This window comes from Rathayibacter sp. AY1A5 (assembly GCF_002930875.1).
Classification (GTDB): domain Bacteria; phylum Actinomycetota; class Actinomycetes; order Actinomycetales; family Microbacteriaceae; genus Rathayibacter.
Genome location: NZ_PSTM01000001.1, coordinates 142,051 through 158,172, shown reverse-complemented (window position 1 = coordinate 158,172; position 16,122 = coordinate 142,051). Strand labels below are relative to the sequence as shown.

Here is a 16,122-nt window from a genome sequence, read left to right as displayed (position 1 = left end):
CGGACTCCTCAGCGCCCGCGCCGCCGCGCCACCTGGCGGAGCACGGCGAGGTGCTCCTCCCGGCAGCGCTCCCAGCTGAAGGACCGGGCGCGCTCGACGCCGAGCGGGCCGAGCTCGCCTGTCCGCTCGATCGCCTCGAGGATCCCGTCCGCGATCGAGCGCGGCTCGAGCGGATCGACGTAGACCGCGGCGTCCCCGCAGATCTCCGGGAGCGAGCCCGCGTCGGACGCGGCGACCGGGCATCCCGACGCCATCGCCTCGATGGGAGGGAGGCCGAAGCCCTCGTAGAGGCTCGGGAACGCCAGCACCGCGGCTCGGCGGTAGAGGTCGGCGAGCTCCTCCGGAGTGACGTGGCCGCGCCACTCGACGAAGTCCGGCAGCGGGCCGAGGCGGTCCAGATCCCCTCCGGTCAGCACGAGCCGGAGGGCGTGCCCCTGCTCCCGCAGCAGGCGCACCGCCTCGAACAGGCGGGCGTGGTTCTTGTGCGGCCAGGCGCGCGCCGGGTAGAAGACGAAGTCCTCGCGTGTGCCCAGATTCGCGACGAAGCGCCGGGTGTCCACGCCGAGATGCGACACGTGGATCCGCTCCTCCGGGATGCCCAGCAGCTCGACGATCCGCCCCTTGGTGAAGGCGCTGATGGTGATGACCGCGTCGGCGCGGCGAGCGGTCGCCTCGTAGGCGAGCCGGCGGAAGACGCGCTCGACGCGGGGGAAGAGGTGCGGGAGGTCGCGGTGCTGCAGGTCGAACAGCATCTGCACGTGCCCCTGCCGCCGCGACGGCCACGGGAGCGGGACCGTGAACGGGAAGTAGAGCACCGCGTCCCGGCCGAGGCGCCGGCGCAGGCGCGGCGTGCGCAGGAGCGCCTGGAGCATCCCCACGGCCCGGCGGCGGTGGCCCGCCCCGCTGACGACCCCCTCGGCCACGACCTCGGGCACGCCCTCGCTGAAGCCGCGCGCGTTCTCGGGTACGAGCACCTGCACGGCGGGCCCCTCCTCCCCCGGCCGCGGCGCCAGGAGGCGCGTGAGCGCGCGCGCGTAGGTCTCGCCGCCGCCCATCCCGCCCGGGTCGACGGTGAGCACGGCGAGCGTGACGGGGCGGAGTTCCGGCATGGCGTCCAATCGGTCCGAAGCCCGGCCAGGATACCGGCGGGCCGCACCGCTCCCGGCGCCCTGCCGTGCCCGTGGGTAGTATGTGTCCCGCTGTCATCGACCCCGACGAATTGGACCACCACGTGCCCCGCGCTTTGATCACCGGAATCACCGGCCAGGACGGCCTCTACCTCGCCGAGCTCCTCCTCTCGAAGGGCTACGAGGTCTTCGGGCTCGTCCGCGGGCAGAACAACCCCAAGTACGAGCTGGTCCGCCGCACCGTGCCCGAGGTGACCCTGCTCACCGGCGACCTCACCGACGTGTCGAGCCTCGTGCGCGTGCTCGCCGCCGCCCAGCCCGACGAGGTCTACAACCTCGGTGCGATCTCGTTCGTCGCCTACTCGTGGGAGAACGCGTCGCTCACGACCGACGTGACCGGCAAGGGCGTGCTCAACATCCTCGAGGCGACCCGCCTCTACGCCGGCTCCGACATGTCGCGCGTGAAGTTCTACCAGGCCTCCTCCTCCGAGATGTTCGGCAAGGTCCAGCAGGTCCCGCAGAGCGAGGAGACGCTGCTCTGGCCGCGCTCGCCCTACGGCGTGGCCAAGGTCTTCGGCCACTACATGACCATCAACTACCGCGAGTCGTACGGCATGCACGCCTCCTCCGGCATCCTCTTCAACCACGAGTCGCCCCGCCGCGGACCGGAGTTCGTCACACGCAAGATCAGCCTCGCGGTCGCCCGCATCAAGCTCGGCCTCCAGGAGACGCTGGAGCTCGGGAACCTCGACGCGAAGCGCGACTGGGGCTTCGCCGGCGACTACGTCGACGCGATGTGGCGCATGCTGCAGCAGCCCGAGGGCGACGACTACGTGGTCGCGACCGGCGAGACCCACGAGATCCGCGAGTACCTCGACATCGCCTTCAACCACGTCGGCATCGAGGACTGGACTCCGTACGTGACCCAGAACCCCGCGTTCATGCGTCCCGCCGAGGTGGACCTGCTGATCGGCGACCCAGCGAAGGCGCGCGACGTCCTCGGCTGGGAGCCGAAGGTCTCGTTCCCCGAGCTCGTGGCGATGATGGTCGAGAACGACCTCGCCGAGCAGTCCGCGCTGATCAAGTAGTCATGCCTGCCGCTCTCGTCACCGGAGCGAGCGGTCAGGACGGGGGCTACCTCGTCGAGCGCCTGCTCGCCGACGGCTGGGAGGTCTCCGCGCTCGTGCGCGGGACCGACGACGCCGCTCTTCCCGCCGCCGTCCGCCCCTTCGAGGGCGATCTCCGCGACGCCTCCGGCCTCGGCCGTATCGTCGCGGAGGCGCGGCCGGACACGGTCTTCCACCTCGCCGGCCTCTCCTCCGTCGCGCTCTCGTGGAAGGAGCCCGTGCTCACGGCCGAGGTGACCGGCACCGCGGTCGCCGCGCTCCTGGAGGCCTCGCTGGCGCTCCAGGAGTCGGCGGGCCGGGAGGTCCGCTTCGTCCAGGCCTCCTCCTCCGAGATCTTCGGGGCCGCGACCGAGAACCCGCAGACCGAGCGGACCCCGATCCGCCCCGTCTCCCCTTACGGAGCCGCGAAGGCGTTCGCGCACCACCTCGTCGCGGTCTACCGCGGCCGAGGGCTCCACGCCTCGTCCGGCATCCTCTACAACCACGAGTCGCCGCGTCGGCCGCTCGGCTTCGTCACCCGCAAGATCACCGCCGGAGTCGCGGCGATCGCGACGGGCGCCGAGTCGGAGCTCTCGCTCGGCAATCTCGACGCGCGCCGCGACTGGGGCTGGGCTCCCGACTACGTGGACGCCCTCGTGCGCGCCTCGCGCGCCGAGGAGGCGGGCGACTACGTCGTGGCGACCGGAGTCGCGCACTCGGTCCGCGACTTCGTCCGTGCCGCCTTCACCGCGGCCGGCATCGACGACTGGGAGCAGCGGGTCACGATCGACCCGCGGTTCGCGCGCCCCGTGGACGCCCCCGAGATGCGCGGGGACGCCTCCCGGGCCCGCGAGGTGCTCGGCTGGGCGCCCACCGTCGGCTTCGAGGAGATCGTCGCCCGCATGGTCGAGAACGACCTCGAGCTGGCGCGCTCACGCTGACCCGCGACGCCCGCTCCGCGCCGCACCGCCGGGGCGCGGGACCGGGTACGTACAATGATCTGGCTGCCGCCACGGCAGTGCTATGGCTGGGAGACCGATGAGCAGCAGGAAATCGACGATCACGCGCGCGGCCGACCGCGTCGACGCGATCGCGCGGGAGCCGTTCCACCAGAGCGGGACGCAGCCCGGCGAGGGCCGCAAGAGCGGGTTCGTCTCGGCCCTGATCGACATCTTCAAGCACCGCGAGCTCCTCCGGCTGCTGGTCAACCGCGAGCTGAAGGCCCGGTACAAGGACTCCAGCCTCGGCTTCGTGTGGACGCTGATCCGCCCGCTCGTGATGCTGATGATCTACTACGTCGCGATCGGCCAGTTCCTCGGGGCGGCGCGCGGCATCCCCGTGTTCGCGATCTTCGTCTTCTGCGGGCTGACGCTCTGGAACCTCTTCAGCGAGATCGTCGCCACGGGGACGACCTCGATCCTCGCCAACGCGGGCCTGATCAAGAAGGTCTACCTGCCGCGCGAGATCTTCCCGGTCGCCACCATCGGCGCCGCGCTGTTCAACTTCGCCGTGCAGTTCCTCGTCCTGATCGTCGGCGCGATCGCGCTCGGCGCGCTCAACGTCAGCTGGCAGCTCCTCTTCATCCTCCCGGCGCTCGCCGTGACGCTCGTCTACGGTCTCGCCCTCGCTCTCGCACTCTCGGCCCTCAACGTCTACCTGCGCGACATCCAGTTCCTGGTCGAGGTCGGCCTGCTGATCTTCTTCTGGCTCTCCCCCATCACCTATGCGTGGTCGTTCGTGGTGGAGACCGTCCCGAACTGGCTCGAGCAGATCTACCTGCTCAATCCCATGACCAACGCCATGCTCGCCTTCCAGCGCGCCATCTGGGGACCAGGCTCGCGCGAGACCCAGGTCGAGCAGGCCGACGGATCCTTCCGGTCGGTCGCCGGCCAGCCCTGGCCCGCCGACATGGCGCTGCACCTTCTCATCGTCTTCCTGGTCGGGGTGGTGCTGGTGTGGATCGCCCACCGCATCTTCCGCCGCCTCGAGGGCAACTTCGCCCAGGAGATCTGATCGCATGACACTCGAGACAGAGGTCGCCCTTCCCGACGCGGCGCAGATGCCGACGATCATCCGCGTGCAGAACGCCTCGAAGCGCTTCGTGATCCGCAAGGACAAGAGCCTTAAGGAGCGCGTGGTCAACTTCGGGCGCGGGAAGCAGCACCGCGACGACTTCTGGGCGCTGCGGGACATCGATCTCGACATCCCGCTCGGCTCCACCGTCGGCCTGATCGGCGCGAACGGCTCCGGCAAGAGCACGCTGCTCAAGCTCATCGGCGGGATCATCCAGCCCACCACCGGCACGGTCGAGCGACGAGGCCGGCTGGCCGCGCTGCTCGAGCTCGGCGCGGGCTTCCACCCCGACCTGACCGGCCGCGAAAACGTCTTCCTCAACGGCGCCATCCTCGGCCTCTCCCGCAAGGAACTGGAGGACAAGTTCGACTCGATCGTCGACTTCTCCGAGATCGCCGACTTCATCGACACGCAGGTGAAGTTCTACTCCTCGGGCATGTACGTGCGCCTCGCGTTCGCGATCGCCATCCACACCGACCCGGACCTCCTCCTCGTCGACGAGGTCCTTGCCGTCGGCGACGAGCCCTTCCAGCGCAAGTGCATGGACCGCATCCGCGCCTTCCAGCGCGCGGGGAAGACCATCGTGCTGGTCACCCACTCGCTCGAGCAGGTGGGCGAGCTCTGCGACCGCACCGTCGTGCTCGATCACGGGAACATCATCTACGACGGCGAGACGTCGCGCGGCCTCGAAGTCCTGCGCAACGGATTCGAGTCCTCCCGTCAGGAGCGCGTCGAGCGCGAGACGGCCGAGGCCGTCGCCGAGGCCGAGGAGTCGGGCGAGGAACCCGAGCAGGTCCAGCCCGCCGAGATCGTCGCCGTCGAGCTGGACGGCGGCACGCTGGAGGAGGGCAACCGCATCCTGCGGCCCGGCGAGGACCTCGAGGTCCGGGTGACCCTGAGGCCGCTGACCACCGTCCCGCTCGAGCACTGGTTCCTCGGGATGGGCGTCGACACCCCGCTCGGACAGGTCGTCTTCGGCACTAACACGATGCGCCTGGGCTTCGAGCACCCGCCGCTCACCCGCGAGACCACGGTCGTCTTCCATCTCCCGGACACGCACTTCGGCGGAGGCACCTACGCCGTGCACGCGTCCGCGTCCACTCTCGAGGGCGGCGAGTTCACCCGGGTCCCGGTCGGAGCCCGCTTCACCGTCGAGCGCACCACCAAGCGGGTCGGCCTCGTCGACGTCGGAGCCTCCGCGACGGTCGACGGCGTCACCCTGGCGTGACGGGTGAGCGCGTCCGGCTGCTCGTCGACGCGAGTCCGCTGGCGTCCGAGCGGCTGACAGGGGTGGGCCACGTCCTCCTCGAGACCCTCCGGGCCCTCGTCCAGCCGCACGACCGGGGCGAGGTCGAGGTCGTGCTCTTCGTGCCGGCGTCCGAGACGCGCGCTGTCGGGCGCTTCGGCCTGCCGTTCCGGATCCGGGCGATCCCGCTGCCCCGGCGGCTGGTCGGTCTCCTCACGCGGATCTCGGTCCCGCTGGACCTGATCACCGGCCGCGGGGTCCACTTCTTCCCCAACTACCGCAACTGGGCGGTCACCCGCCGCTCCCGCTCGATCACCTTCGTCCACGACGCGTGCTTCGCGGTCGCCCCTCAGCTCGTGCCCGCCGCGCGCCGCGCCCTCCTCGCCTCGAGGATGCCCGGATGGCTCGCCCGCTCCGATCTCGTCGCCACGGGCACCCCGTCGGCCGCCGCCGAGATCGTCGAGCACCTCGAGGTGGACCCCGGGAAGATCGTCGTGCTGCCGACGACCGTGGACGCGTCCGTCTTCCGGCCCCGCGGAGACGAGGAGGTGGCGGCCGTGCGCACCCGGGTCGGGATCGGTCCCCGCCCCTACGTCCTCTTCGTCGGCGCCCTGGAGCCCCGCAAGAACATCGCCGCGCTCGTGCGCGCCTTCAGCGCAGCCGACCGCCCCGAGGACGCGGTGCTGCTTCTCGTCGGAGCGACCTCCTGGGACGACGAGGACGTGCGCACCGCCGTCGAGCAGGCGGGGAGGGCGGGTGCGGACGTCCGCCTCTCCCCCGTGTTCGTCGAGGACTCCGAGATGCCCGCCCTGATGACCGGTGCCGCCGCGCTCGCCCTCGTGTCCCTGCACGAGGGCTTCGGCCTCCCCGCCCTCGAGGCGGTGGCCTCGGGCACGCCCGTCGTGGTCTCCGACGTGCCCGGCATCCGGGACGCGCTCCGAGGACACGAGTCGTCCGCTCGGTTCGTGCCCCCCGGCGACGAGGAGGCCCTGCGCGAGGCGCTGGAGTCCGCCCTCGTCGCTCCCCGCCGGATCGACCCCGGCGACATCCGGCCATGGACCGACGCCGCGGACGCTCTGGTGCGCGCCGCGCGCGGCCTCGCGGACGTCTGAGGCGCCCCTCCGCGGGAAGGGACGCCTCCGAGCCGTCTAGAGGACCGAGACCCCCGAGGGCGCGACGGCCGTGACGTAGCTCCACAGGTCGTCGGCGTACTCGGTCCAGGTTCGGTTCGTCCGATCGCGGGCCTGGGCCGAGAGGCGCGCGTGCACCTCGTCGTCGGCGACGAGCGAGATCATCGCGTCGCGGATCGAGTGGTCGTCGCGCGGGTCGACGAGCAGGGCCCCACCCTGCGCGGCGATGTCCCGCATGCTGCCGAAGTCCGAGGTGATGACGGGCGTGCCGACGGCCAGGGATTCGGCAACCGGCAGCCCGAAGCCCTCGTTCAGGGACGGGAAGATCGTGCAGCGCGCACTGCGGTAGGCGCTCCAGAGCAGCTCGTCGGTGATCGCGGAGAAGGAGTCGACCGTGCGGCCCTCGTCCTGCAGTGCCCGCATCCGGCCCTGGAACTCCTCGCTGTTCCACGCGTTGCCGCCGATGAACGCGAGGGCGAAGTCGACACCCGAGCGCCAGGCGAGCTCGGCGGCGTGCAGGACGGCCAGGTGGTTCTTGCGCGGCTCGTGGCTGCCGATGCAGACGACGAGGGGCTGGCCGGGAGCGGCCCCCAGCCGGACACGGGTGCTCTCCCGATCCGCCGTCTCGCTGCCCCCCGCGGACGCGGGCAAGGGGACCGCGTCGATCTCCGGGCCCCGGTCGCCCTCGAGCATGCCCCGCCAGCCGCGGAATTCCGTCTCGGACGCGGAGGACACCGTGGCCACGCGGTCCATGTGGGAGACGGCGACCAGGGTCCGGGGGAACTGACCGCTGATGCCGCCGTGCGCCGTCTCCGCCGTCGTCAGCGGGACGCAGTCGTGCCCGATCATCGTGGTGGCGTTCCCGCTGAACTCCGTGAACGCAGCGAGCCTGGCGCTCCGCGCATCCTCGATCGCGAGCTCGGGCAGGACGTAGAGCGACTGCCAGGGCACGACGACCGGCGCGTGCGGATCGAGCCGCGCATCGGGGACGGATCCGAACAGCGCGTTCGTCCGCAGATCGTTGCCCACCTCGCGGAAGCCGGACATCGCGTCGTCCCACACGAGGAGGACGACCTCGTGCCGGCTGTTCCACTCGACGATGGTGTTCCGCACCACGCGCTGGATGCCGGTGGCGAGCCCCGTTCGAGCCGTGTGGTGGACGTCGACGAGGACGGCGTGGCGGGCGATCACGACGGAGCCGGGCGCCCGGACGGCGTCGAGCACGCGCGAGGCCGGGGTCGGCCGCAGCAGCGACTCCAGCAGGGCGGGCACTCCGTCCAGGCGGGCGGTGCGGCGGGCGTCGACGACCTGGTCCCGCACCGGCAGCTCCGCCGTGAGGACCGCCAGCAGGAGCCAGGTGTGCTCGAAGGTCGGCTGCCCCACGGCGTCGGACACCTGGCGCACCAGCACCGGCACCTCGCGGGCGGGGACGGCGGTGGGCTCGAGGGTCTCGAGCAGCAGCGTCAGGCGCTCGAGAGCGGTCGATTCACGCACGGGCGTCCTCCTCGTCCGCAGCCGGCACCGAGGGCACGAGGGCCTCCCAGAGCTCCGCGGAGTAGTCGTTCCAGGTCCGCTTGGGGCGGGCGAGCGCTTCGGCGGTGAGCTCGGCGAGACGCTCGTCGGAGTCGAGAAGCTCGCGCATCGCCGCTGTCAGCTCGTCGTCGTCGTAGGGGTCAACCGTGATGCAGCCGCCGTCGGCGGCGATCTCGGCGAGCGATCCGCGATCGGACGTGATGGAGGGCAGCCCCAGCGCCAGCGCCTCGGCGACGGGCAGGCCGTAGCCCTCGTGGGTCGACGGGAAGACGAAGAAGCGCGCGTTGCGGTAGGAGGACATCAGCACGTCGTCGCCGGCGCCGCGGATCACCTCGACCGCTCGTCCGCGACGCTGCGCCTCGCGGATAAGCACGTCGAAGACCTGCGTGGCCCAGGGATTGCCTCCGCCGATGAAGCGCAGACGGAACCTCCTCCCCTCGCGCCAGAGCATCTCCGCGGCGAACAGGATCGCCAGGTGGTTCTTGCGCGGCTCGTGGCTGCCGACGGAGAGGACCAGGGGGAGGTCGTCCTTCTCCGGGGTCGTCGCTCCCGAGAGCGGGGGCGCCTCCACCGGCAGCGGGACGGCGTGCAGCTCGGGACCCTCGAGACCCTGAGCGGGCAGCGCGGCGTTGAAGCCGGCGAACTCCTCCTCGACGGCCCCGCTGATCGCCGCGACGCGGCTCGCGTGCTTGACGACGGTGAGGTAGTTGACGAAGCGGAGGCTTTCGTGGGGCGGCACCGTGTCGGCGCTCACGACAGGGATGAAGTCGTAGCCGATCATGCTCACGGTGTTCCCGGAGTACTGCGCCAGCGCGGCCAGGGGGTCGCAGATGCCCATCGCCGGGACCTCGGGGACCACGAGGGTCGAGCGGAAGGGGACGATGAACTCGACCCGCTCGGGACGACCCGGATCCCACGGGCGCTTGCTGCTGGTCTCGAAGTCGACGACACGCTCAAGCTCGCCCGCGCCGAGGCGGCGCAGGGACATCGAGCCGTGCTCCCAGGCGGCGAGGATCGGCTCCCGGTCGCGGTGCCAGCGCTTCATGGTCTGGCGGACCACCCGCTGGATGCCGGTCGCGTGGGAGTTGCGGGCGCAGAAGTCTACGTCCACCACGACCTCCCCCGTCACGACCGAGAGGGTCGTCGAGAGATCGTGGAAGCCGGTGGACGCCCGGGTGCCGGCGACCATGAACACCCGCATCGCCTCATGGGGCTGCGCCAGCTGGAGCGAGCGTTTGAACCAGTTGAAGAGGTGCGGCACCGGGTAGACGCCGAGGAAGGCGGTGAGCGAGAGCCAGGTCAGGTCGTCGGAGTCGCGGCGCTGGACGGCCCGGGCGGTCTCGTCGAGGAAGGGGCCGGGGCCCCGGCGGGCCAGGTCGGCCGCGAGCTCCGCGTCCTCGAGGACGAACGGAGCGATCTGCTCGAGGCGCTGGAGGATGAAGGCCCGGCGCTCGTCGCGTCCCACCGTGTCGACGTCGCTCACCGGCCCTGCCCGAAGCGGCGCTGCGCGTACCGGACCGTGTGCCGGACGGCTCCCGGCAGGCCGAGCTGGCCAACGCGGATCTGGAAGGTCCTCGCCGCGCGCAGCGGCCGGGTGACCTTCCACGACAGCGTCGACTCGAAGTCGGCGACGAAGGGCGAGCCGCCGAAGCTCATGTTGGCCGCCCACTCGTCGAGCGGGTCGTTGAGGAGCTCGTCGAGGCGTTCGCGGAGCTCGGCGATGGTCTCGGCGTCGCTCGCGCCCTCGTGGGGTCGCTGGGGAGTGGTGGTCTCGTCAGGCACCCGACCAGTGTAATCGGCCCGTGCGGCCGGGCCGGATGCCCGCCCGGCCGGGTGCGGTGCGCGCTCAGCTCCCCGGGACGAAGAGGAGCCAGCGACCGGAGTCGGAGGCGACCGCGGGGACGGTGGTCCCCGTCGCCGCCTGGACGAAGGGCTGCCAGCTCAGCTGGGACTCGGTGTAGCCGGCCGTGTCGACGTAGACGGCGCACGCGCCGGTCGAGTCCACGGCCGCGTCGAACTCGGCCGGCGAGTCCACGGACGACCATACGTCCCAGCCGTAGGTCCCCGCGACGGACCCGTAGCTCCACTCGAGATCGCCGTCGTCGGTCGAGAGGTAGGGCAGCGCCTCGTCGTAGTCGTCGAGCTCTCCGATCCTCCCGCTGTCCGGGAAGCTCTTGAGCGGCAGCTGCACCACGCCGCAGCCGTCGGGCAGGAGGTCGTCGGCCGCCGTGACGAACTCTCGCATCTCCCTGTCGTCGGTGGGGTTCAGGACGACGAGGCCGGAGACCCCGACGAGCTGATCCGCCACGACGACTCCTGCGACGACGACCCCCAGGATCGCGCGGACGCCGAACCGCGCCGTCACCCTGTCCAGGACGAGGGCCACGGCGGCGAGGGCGAGCAGCAGCAGCACGATCGACAGCCGGGACCAGGCGCGGATCGTCGGGCCCGCGACGAGCGACACCACGACTCCGAGCCCGGTGACCGCGTAGAAGGCCAGCGTCCAGAGGGAGGCGGAGGCGAGCAGGCCCACCCGCGGCTGGTCCACCAGCCTGGCGAGTGCGCCCCGCTTGGGGACGGAGCCGGCGAGGAGGAGGAGCAGACCCGCTCCGAGTAGCAGGATCAGGCCGACCGATCCGATGATCGAGAAGCCCGGCGGCTCCGTGGTCTGGAGGATGCCGGTCTCGCGGGTGTAGTCGGCGAGCAGGTCCTGCGCCCCCGGGACCGCGGACGCCGCCCACGGCAGGACGAGGAGGATGAGCTTCCCCGCGTAGAACTCGGACTCGGACAGCGTCCGGCCCTCGAAGTAGGGGCGGTACCGCTCGCCGTACCCGAGCCCGAGCAGCAGGAGCTCGACGGCGACGAAGCCCCCGAGAGCAAAGACCGGCACCGCGGGCAGCAGCAGCTCGCGCCAGCCGACCCGCGCGAGGAGCCTCCCGACCGTCGCCGCCGCGAAGACCCCGCCGACCACGAGGACGGCGAAGACGTAGTAGTACCCGCCCGTCGAGGCGATCAGCAGCGCGAGGACGACTCCGGGAGCGATCCGGCGGACTCGACGGCTCGCTCTCGTCCGCGCTCGGGACGCCCAGCCGCGGAACGGATCCGTCCTCGGCCCGGCGACCATCAGCAGCAGGACCCCGATTAGGGGGATCGCCCAGTAGTTAGCCAGGAAGGCGTGACCGGAGTAGATCCGGATGAAGTGGTACGGCGCGAGGCTGAACGCCGTGGCGAAGAGCGCAGCGCCCCAGGGGCGCACGGTGAGAGCGCGGAAGAAGGCGTAGCCGGTGACCGCCACGCCGGCGAAGGTGAGCAGGTAGAACACGTTGAGCAGCAGGACGCCGTCGCGCACCACCAGGCCGAGCAGCGAGACGACGACCGCGGCGGAGAGGTCGAACTGGGCGCTGAAGAAGGCGTTCATCCCGTCGGGGAAGCCCAGCGCGTCGTTGGTCGCGAACGGGAAGACCTGGGTGGCGCTCGTGAACAGGGTGTAGTGCAGGATCTGGTCGTCCCCGCCGACCTGCCAGCGGGCGGTGAGGTCCGCAGGGCTGATGTGCAGGGCGAGGACGGCCGCCACCGTGCTGATGACGGCCGCCGCCACGGCCCAGGCCGTCTCGCGCAGCAGGGCGCCCCGTCGACGGGGACGGGCTCCGAGGTCAGTAGCCATGGATCCCGCGCTCCCTCTCGAGGCTTGTGTCGATGATCTCGTCGAGGCGCTGCTCGCCCGGGGTCCCGGCGTAGTCGTAGACGAGGACCGATCCGCAGGCGGTGATGCTCGCAGGCTCGCCGAGCGTGACCTGGGCGAAGTCCGGCCACTGCGTGTCCCGATCGATGAGGACGAAGCTGAAGTGTCTCTCGAAGCGGGTCAGATCGCTCATCCAGACCTGAATGCTGAAGTCGGTGTTGATCTGCTCGACGTCCAGGCCCGCGTAGAGGGAGAGCGGCCTGGTGGTCCAGAACGAGCCGACGCCGGCGATGTCGCGCCCGCCGACCCAGTCCGTCACGCACTGCGACTCCGGCTGCTGGAGCACACCGGCGCGGAGGGTCGACGACACGGTCCGGATGCCGAAGACCGCGAGCAGGACCACGGCGGTCCCGGCGGCGACCGCCGAGACGATCGACGCGGCGCGCCCGAGCCCGGGCAGGACCCGGGGAAGCGCGAGCACGGCGATCGGGACGAGGCAGGCGAAGACCGCGATCGGCATCAGGTACCGCGAGACGATGCTCCCCGAGACGATCTGCACCGTGAGGAGGACCAGCGCCTGGCCCAGGACGAGGACGCAGAGGAACCACGCCCGTGCCGGCCGTCGCTCGTCGCCGGTGCCCGGCTCGCGGGGACCCGTCGCGAGCGCGCGGATCCGCACCCCCACGACCACCAGGGCGGCCGCGAGGAGCAGGCCGATCGTCACCAGCTCGAGGAGCCCGGCCCGCGTCGACATGATGTCGGTCAGCTGGTCGAGCAGAGCGGTGAGCGCGGTGCCGGCCAGCGTCGTCTTGAGGTAGCTGGAGGTGCCGGTCGCGATGAGCGAGGACAGCGGGAGGCGCGCGAGGTAGCCGATGGCGGTTCCGGCGATCACGAGCGCGCCGATTCCGAGCACGCGGCGTCCGGCGAGCTGCGCCGTCAGCCAGAGCGAGCCCAGCGCGAGCACGGCCGGCGCTGTGAAGTGCAGCATCAGCAGCGGATCCGACAGCGTCGTCGCCGCGAGGAGCAGGACCATCGCGAGCCCGCTCCACACGGGCAGGCGACCTCCGGGCCTGAGCAGGTTCAGGGTGAGGGCGGCGCAGACGGCCGCGACGAGGACGGACCCTCCGTAGTAGGTCGTGAGGAGGAAGGTCGTCGCGAGGGCGCCCTCGTTGACCAGCGCCCTGGTCTCCGTCAGGCAGAGGGCCAGGAGGAGCAGGATCGACAGCACCGCGGCCGTCCGCCGCAGCCAGGCGGGCTGGTGCGCGAGGACGAGACCGCTGATCCAGCGCGCCGTCGCGTAGAGGAGGACGACGTTGAGCACTCCGTTGAGCAGCAGTGCCGCGGCCGCGTCCCCGACCAGCGACGCCAGCGCGTAGAGAGGGAGCTCCGGGAACAGGAACAGCTGGCTCGTCATGACCCACTGGTGGGGTCCTCCGCTGCCCAGCGACCTGAGGATCAGCGGCAGGGCGAGCGAGTCGCCGTCGCGGAGGAAGTACGACTGCCACTCGGTGCCGAGCAGCAACCCGATGGCGGCGAGGGTCGCGGCAGCGACGACGGCTCCCGCGAGGACCTCGGGGAGGAGGGCCCTCGCACGCAGCAGCGTCCGACCACCCCGGCTCACCGGGCTGCGCGGCCGAATCGGAGCGAGAGCACGAGCACCAGGTTCTTGCGGAGGGTGTTCGTGGGGATCTTGGACGTCCCGACCGTGCGGTCCATGAAGACGATGGGGATCTCGCGGACCGTGCGGGCGAGGTTCAGCGCCCGGTACTTGAGCACGATCTGGAAGCCGTAGCCCGAGGCGGACACCCGTGTGAAGTCGATCCTGCGGAGCAGATCCGAGGAAAAGAGGTTGAAGCCGCCCGTGTAGTCCGTGAGCCCCGACCCGAGGAAGAACCTCGTGTAGAGGTTGCCCCCGCGGCTGAGGAACTTGCGGTCGAGGGTCCAGTCGGGAGTGCTCCCGCCGGGGATGTAGCGGGACGCGACGACGAAGTCGGCTCCTTCCCGCGCCGCCTGCAGGAATTCGTCGATGTAGCGCGGGTCGTGCGAGAGGTCCGCGTCCATCTGCAGGACGTAGTCGGGAGCGTCGGGGGCGTCGACGATCCGGCCGAACGCCCAGACGTACGCGGCCCCCAGGCCGTCCTTGCTCGCGCGGCTGAGCACCCGGACGGAGAAGCTCGCGGTCTCGAGCGCCTCGCCCGCGACGCGCGCGGCGTCCGCCGTCCTGTCCGGCGAGCTGTCGTCGACGACGCAGACCTGCACGGAGAAGTCCTGGTTGCGGGTCGCGACGTCCGCGAGCAGGGGGAGCAGAGTCGCAATGTTCTCGACCTCGTTGTAGGTCGGGATCACGATGGTGAGGGAACGCATGTCAAGCCGTTTCGTCGTTCGCGAGTATCGGACCGACGTCCGGGCCCCGTGGCCCTGCGAGTATAACGATGGCCGCTCAGGTGACCGGCGAGCACGCCGGGCGGGGCGGAACGGCTCCGACGCCCGCTCAGGACGTTCCGGAAGGGATTCTCAGAGAGTCGTCACCTACCGCGAGCCCCTGATCGCGCCCTCGCAGGCTAGGGTCGGAAGGCGATCGCAGCCGGTCGCCCGAGATCTCAGGACCGACGCCTCCGCCCTCCTTGCGGCTGTACCGCGGCGAGGACGACACACAGAGGACCTACACGTGAAGAAGCTGCTCGAATCGCAGAAGGTCCGCTTCCTCATCGCGGGCTGCACCAACACGGCGATCGACTTCCTCATCCTCAACACGCTCGTGCTCCTGCTCGGTCTGCCGACCCTCGTCGCCAACGTCTTCTCCGTCCTGGTCGGCATCACGATCTCGTACGCGCTGAACCACTTCTTCGTCTTCCGCCACCCGGGCAGGGTCTCGGTCGCCACGTTCGCGAAGTTCTTCCTCGTCACCGGGTTCAGCTCGCTGGTCCTGCAGTCGGCGATCATCTACGGCTTCGAGGTCTTCTTCGACACCCGCTTCGGCAACTCGCTGCTCTTCCTCCCCAGCTCCGGCGAGAACGCCTTCCTCGCGATCAACATCGCCAAGGCCGTCGCCGTCCTCGTGGGACTGGTGTGGAACTTCTGCATGTACAAGTTCGTCGTCTTCCGCCGTCCGGCGCACGATGCTCTGCCCGCGATCGAGACGGTCTCCCCCGCCGCCGTGGCCGTCAGCACCGAGCCCGTCGACATCGTCCGCTGAGGGCCGCAGGCTCCCGGGCCCCGCTCGAGCCGCGTGCTAGCCTCGTCGAGTTCTTCCGACGGGGCACTCCTCCCGTCGACGCCGCACCACCCGGAGGCTCCCATCGCACGCTCGACGTTGCCCATCGCGGTCATCGTCGTCACCCACTTCTCGGGTGAGGTCCTCCGCGCGTGCCTCGAGTCCGTGCCGGAGGCGACGGAGCACGACGTGCGCATCGTGGTGGTCGACAACCTGACCACGGACGACTCCGTCCGCAGCGTCGTCGAGCGCCTGCCCCACGTCGAGTTCCACGAGACCGGGCAGAACCTCGGCTACGGCCGGGCCGTCAACTACGCGGTCGACCGCCTCGGGCCCGAAGTGGAGTGGATCCTGGTGACCAACCCGGACACGGTCTTCCTCCCCGGCTCGATCGACGCCCTCTACGCCGCCGCGACGGCGGACGACCGGATCGGCTCGATCGGGCCGCGGATCCTCGACTCCGACGGCACGATCTACCCCTCCGCCCGCGCTCTGCCCTCGCTCGGCACGGGCGTCGGGCACGCCGTCTTCGCCCACGTCTGGCCCGGCAACCCGTGGTCGGCGACCTACCGGCGCTCGCGCGCGGTCGAGACCCTCCGCCACGGCCGGATGGAGGCGGGCTGGCTCTCCGGCGCCTGCGTGATGGTGCGCCGCACGGCCTTCGAGGAGATCGGCGGGTTCGACGACCGCTACTTCATGTACTTCGAGGACGTCCAGCTGGGCGACTCGCTCGGACAGCGCGGGTGGACCAACGTCTACCTCGCCGACGCGGTCGTCTCCCACCTCGGCGGGCACTCCACCCGCCTGGCCTCGGCGCGGATGCTCGCGGTCCACCACCGCAGCGCCTACCTCTACCTCGCGCAGAAGTACGGGGCCTGGTACCAGGCGCCGATCCGTGCGGCGGTGCGCGCCGGGCTGGGCGCCCGGGTCGCGCTGATGCGCCTGCGCTCGAAGAGCTGATCCGCTCCGGTCGGGCGTGCCGCCTGGCCGGCGCCGGGCGGCCCGTCCGCC

14 protein-coding genes are annotated in these 16,122 nt (G+C 71.2%); 7 read left to right on the top strand and 7 right to left on the bottom strand.

Going from position 1 to position 16,122, the window contains the following annotated elements; translation table 11 throughout:
- Positions 1–8 precede the first annotated feature (8 nt).
- The gene (locus tag C5B98_RS00790) at positions 9–1,109 is read right to left on the bottom strand and encodes a glycosyltransferase family 1 protein (RefSeq protein ID WP_104223147.1); all 1,101 of its coding nucleotides are present in this window, start codon (positions 1,107–1,109) and stop codon (positions 9–11) included.
- Between the two features lie 122 nt (positions 1,110–1,231).
- Between C5B98_RS00790 and C5B98_RS00785 the strand changes: the two genes are divergently transcribed.
- The 5 genes from C5B98_RS00785 (at position 1,232) to C5B98_RS00765 (ending at position 6,664) form a co-directional block, all read left to right on the top strand.
- Positions 1,232–2,215, top strand: coding sequence for a GDP-mannose 4,6-dehydratase (locus tag C5B98_RS00785; RefSeq protein ID WP_104275317.1), 984 nt, complete (start codon positions 1,232–1,234; stop codon positions 2,213–2,215).
- Positions 2,216–2,217: 2 nt separating this feature from the next.
- A complete protein-coding gene (locus C5B98_RS00780; RefSeq protein WP_104317598.1) occupies positions 2,218–3,174 on the top strand; it encodes a GDP-mannose 4,6-dehydratase in 957 nt (318 codons plus the stop codon).
- 97 nt (positions 3,175–3,271) lie between these two features.
- Positions 3,272–4,246: an ABC transporter permease gene (locus tag C5B98_RS00775; RefSeq protein ID WP_104317597.1), complete on the top strand. Its 975-nt coding sequence runs from the start codon at positions 3,272–3,274 to the stop codon at positions 4,244–4,246.
- A gap of 4 nt (positions 4,247–4,250) precedes the next feature.
- The gene (locus C5B98_RS00770; protein WP_258063401.1) at positions 4,251–5,534 is read left to right on the top strand and encodes an ABC transporter ATP-binding protein; all 1,284 of its coding nucleotides are present in this window, start codon (positions 4,251–4,253) and stop codon (positions 5,532–5,534) included.
- Positions 5,531–6,664, top strand: a complete 1,134-nt coding sequence (locus C5B98_RS00765; RefSeq protein WP_104327125.1) for a glycosyltransferase family 1 protein — start codon at positions 5,531–5,533, stop codon at positions 6,662–6,664. Before C5B98_RS00770 ends, C5B98_RS00765 begins: the two co-directional genes overlap by 4 nt.
- A 36-nt stretch (positions 6,665–6,700) precedes the next feature.
- Here C5B98_RS00765 and C5B98_RS00760 read toward each other — a convergent pair whose 3' ends face one another.
- The 6 genes from C5B98_RS00760 to C5B98_RS00735 all read right to left on the bottom strand — a co-directional run bounded on the left by C5B98_RS00760 (position 6,701) and on the right by C5B98_RS00735 (position 14,261).
- A complete protein-coding gene (locus C5B98_RS00760; protein WP_104309091.1) occupies positions 6,701–8,176 on the bottom strand; it encodes a glycosyltransferase family 1 protein in 1,476 nt (491 codons plus the stop codon).
- Positions 8,169–9,698 (bottom strand): glycosyltransferase family 1 protein, encoded by a 1,530-nt coding sequence (locus C5B98_RS00755; protein WP_104317596.1) that lies wholly within the window; start codon positions 9,696–9,698, stop codon positions 8,169–8,171. Before C5B98_RS00755 ends, C5B98_RS00760 begins: the two co-directional genes overlap by 8 nt.
- On the bottom strand, positions 9,695–9,997 hold the full coding sequence (locus tag C5B98_RS00750) for a hypothetical protein (protein WP_104266828.1): 303 nt from the start codon (positions 9,995–9,997) through the stop codon (positions 9,695–9,697). Before C5B98_RS00750 ends, C5B98_RS00755 begins: the two co-directional genes overlap by 4 nt.
- A 64-nt stretch (positions 9,998–10,061) precedes the next feature.
- Positions 10,062–11,879, bottom strand: coding sequence for a hypothetical protein (locus C5B98_RS00745; RefSeq protein ID WP_146076847.1), 1,818 nt, complete (start codon positions 11,877–11,879; stop codon positions 10,062–10,064).
- Entirely contained in the window at positions 11,869–13,518 is a 1,650-nt protein-coding gene (locus tag C5B98_RS00740; protein WP_104266830.1) for a hypothetical protein, read from the bottom strand. The genes C5B98_RS00745 and C5B98_RS00740 overlap by 11 nt, the downstream gene beginning before the upstream one ends.
- The gene (locus tag C5B98_RS00735) at positions 13,515–14,261 is read right to left on the bottom strand and encodes a polyprenol monophosphomannose synthase (RefSeq protein ID WP_104327124.1); all 747 of its coding nucleotides are present in this window, start codon (positions 14,259–14,261) and stop codon (positions 13,515–13,517) included. The genes C5B98_RS00740 and C5B98_RS00735 overlap by 4 nt, the downstream gene beginning before the upstream one ends.
- Positions 14,262–14,565: 304 nt before the next feature.
- Between C5B98_RS00735 and C5B98_RS00730 the strand changes: the two genes are divergently transcribed.
- Both C5B98_RS00730 and C5B98_RS00725 read left to right on the top strand, forming a co-directional pair.
- On the top strand, positions 14,566–15,093 hold the full coding sequence (locus C5B98_RS00730; RefSeq protein ID WP_104266832.1) for a GtrA family protein: 528 nt from the start codon (positions 14,566–14,568) through the stop codon (positions 15,091–15,093).
- A gap of 117 nt (positions 15,094–15,210) precedes the next feature.
- Positions 15,211–16,071 (top strand): glycosyltransferase family 2 protein, encoded by an 861-nt coding sequence (locus C5B98_RS00725; protein WP_258063399.1) that lies wholly within the window; start codon positions 15,211–15,213, stop codon positions 16,069–16,071.
- The last annotated feature ends 51 nt before the right edge of the window (positions 16,072–16,122 follow it).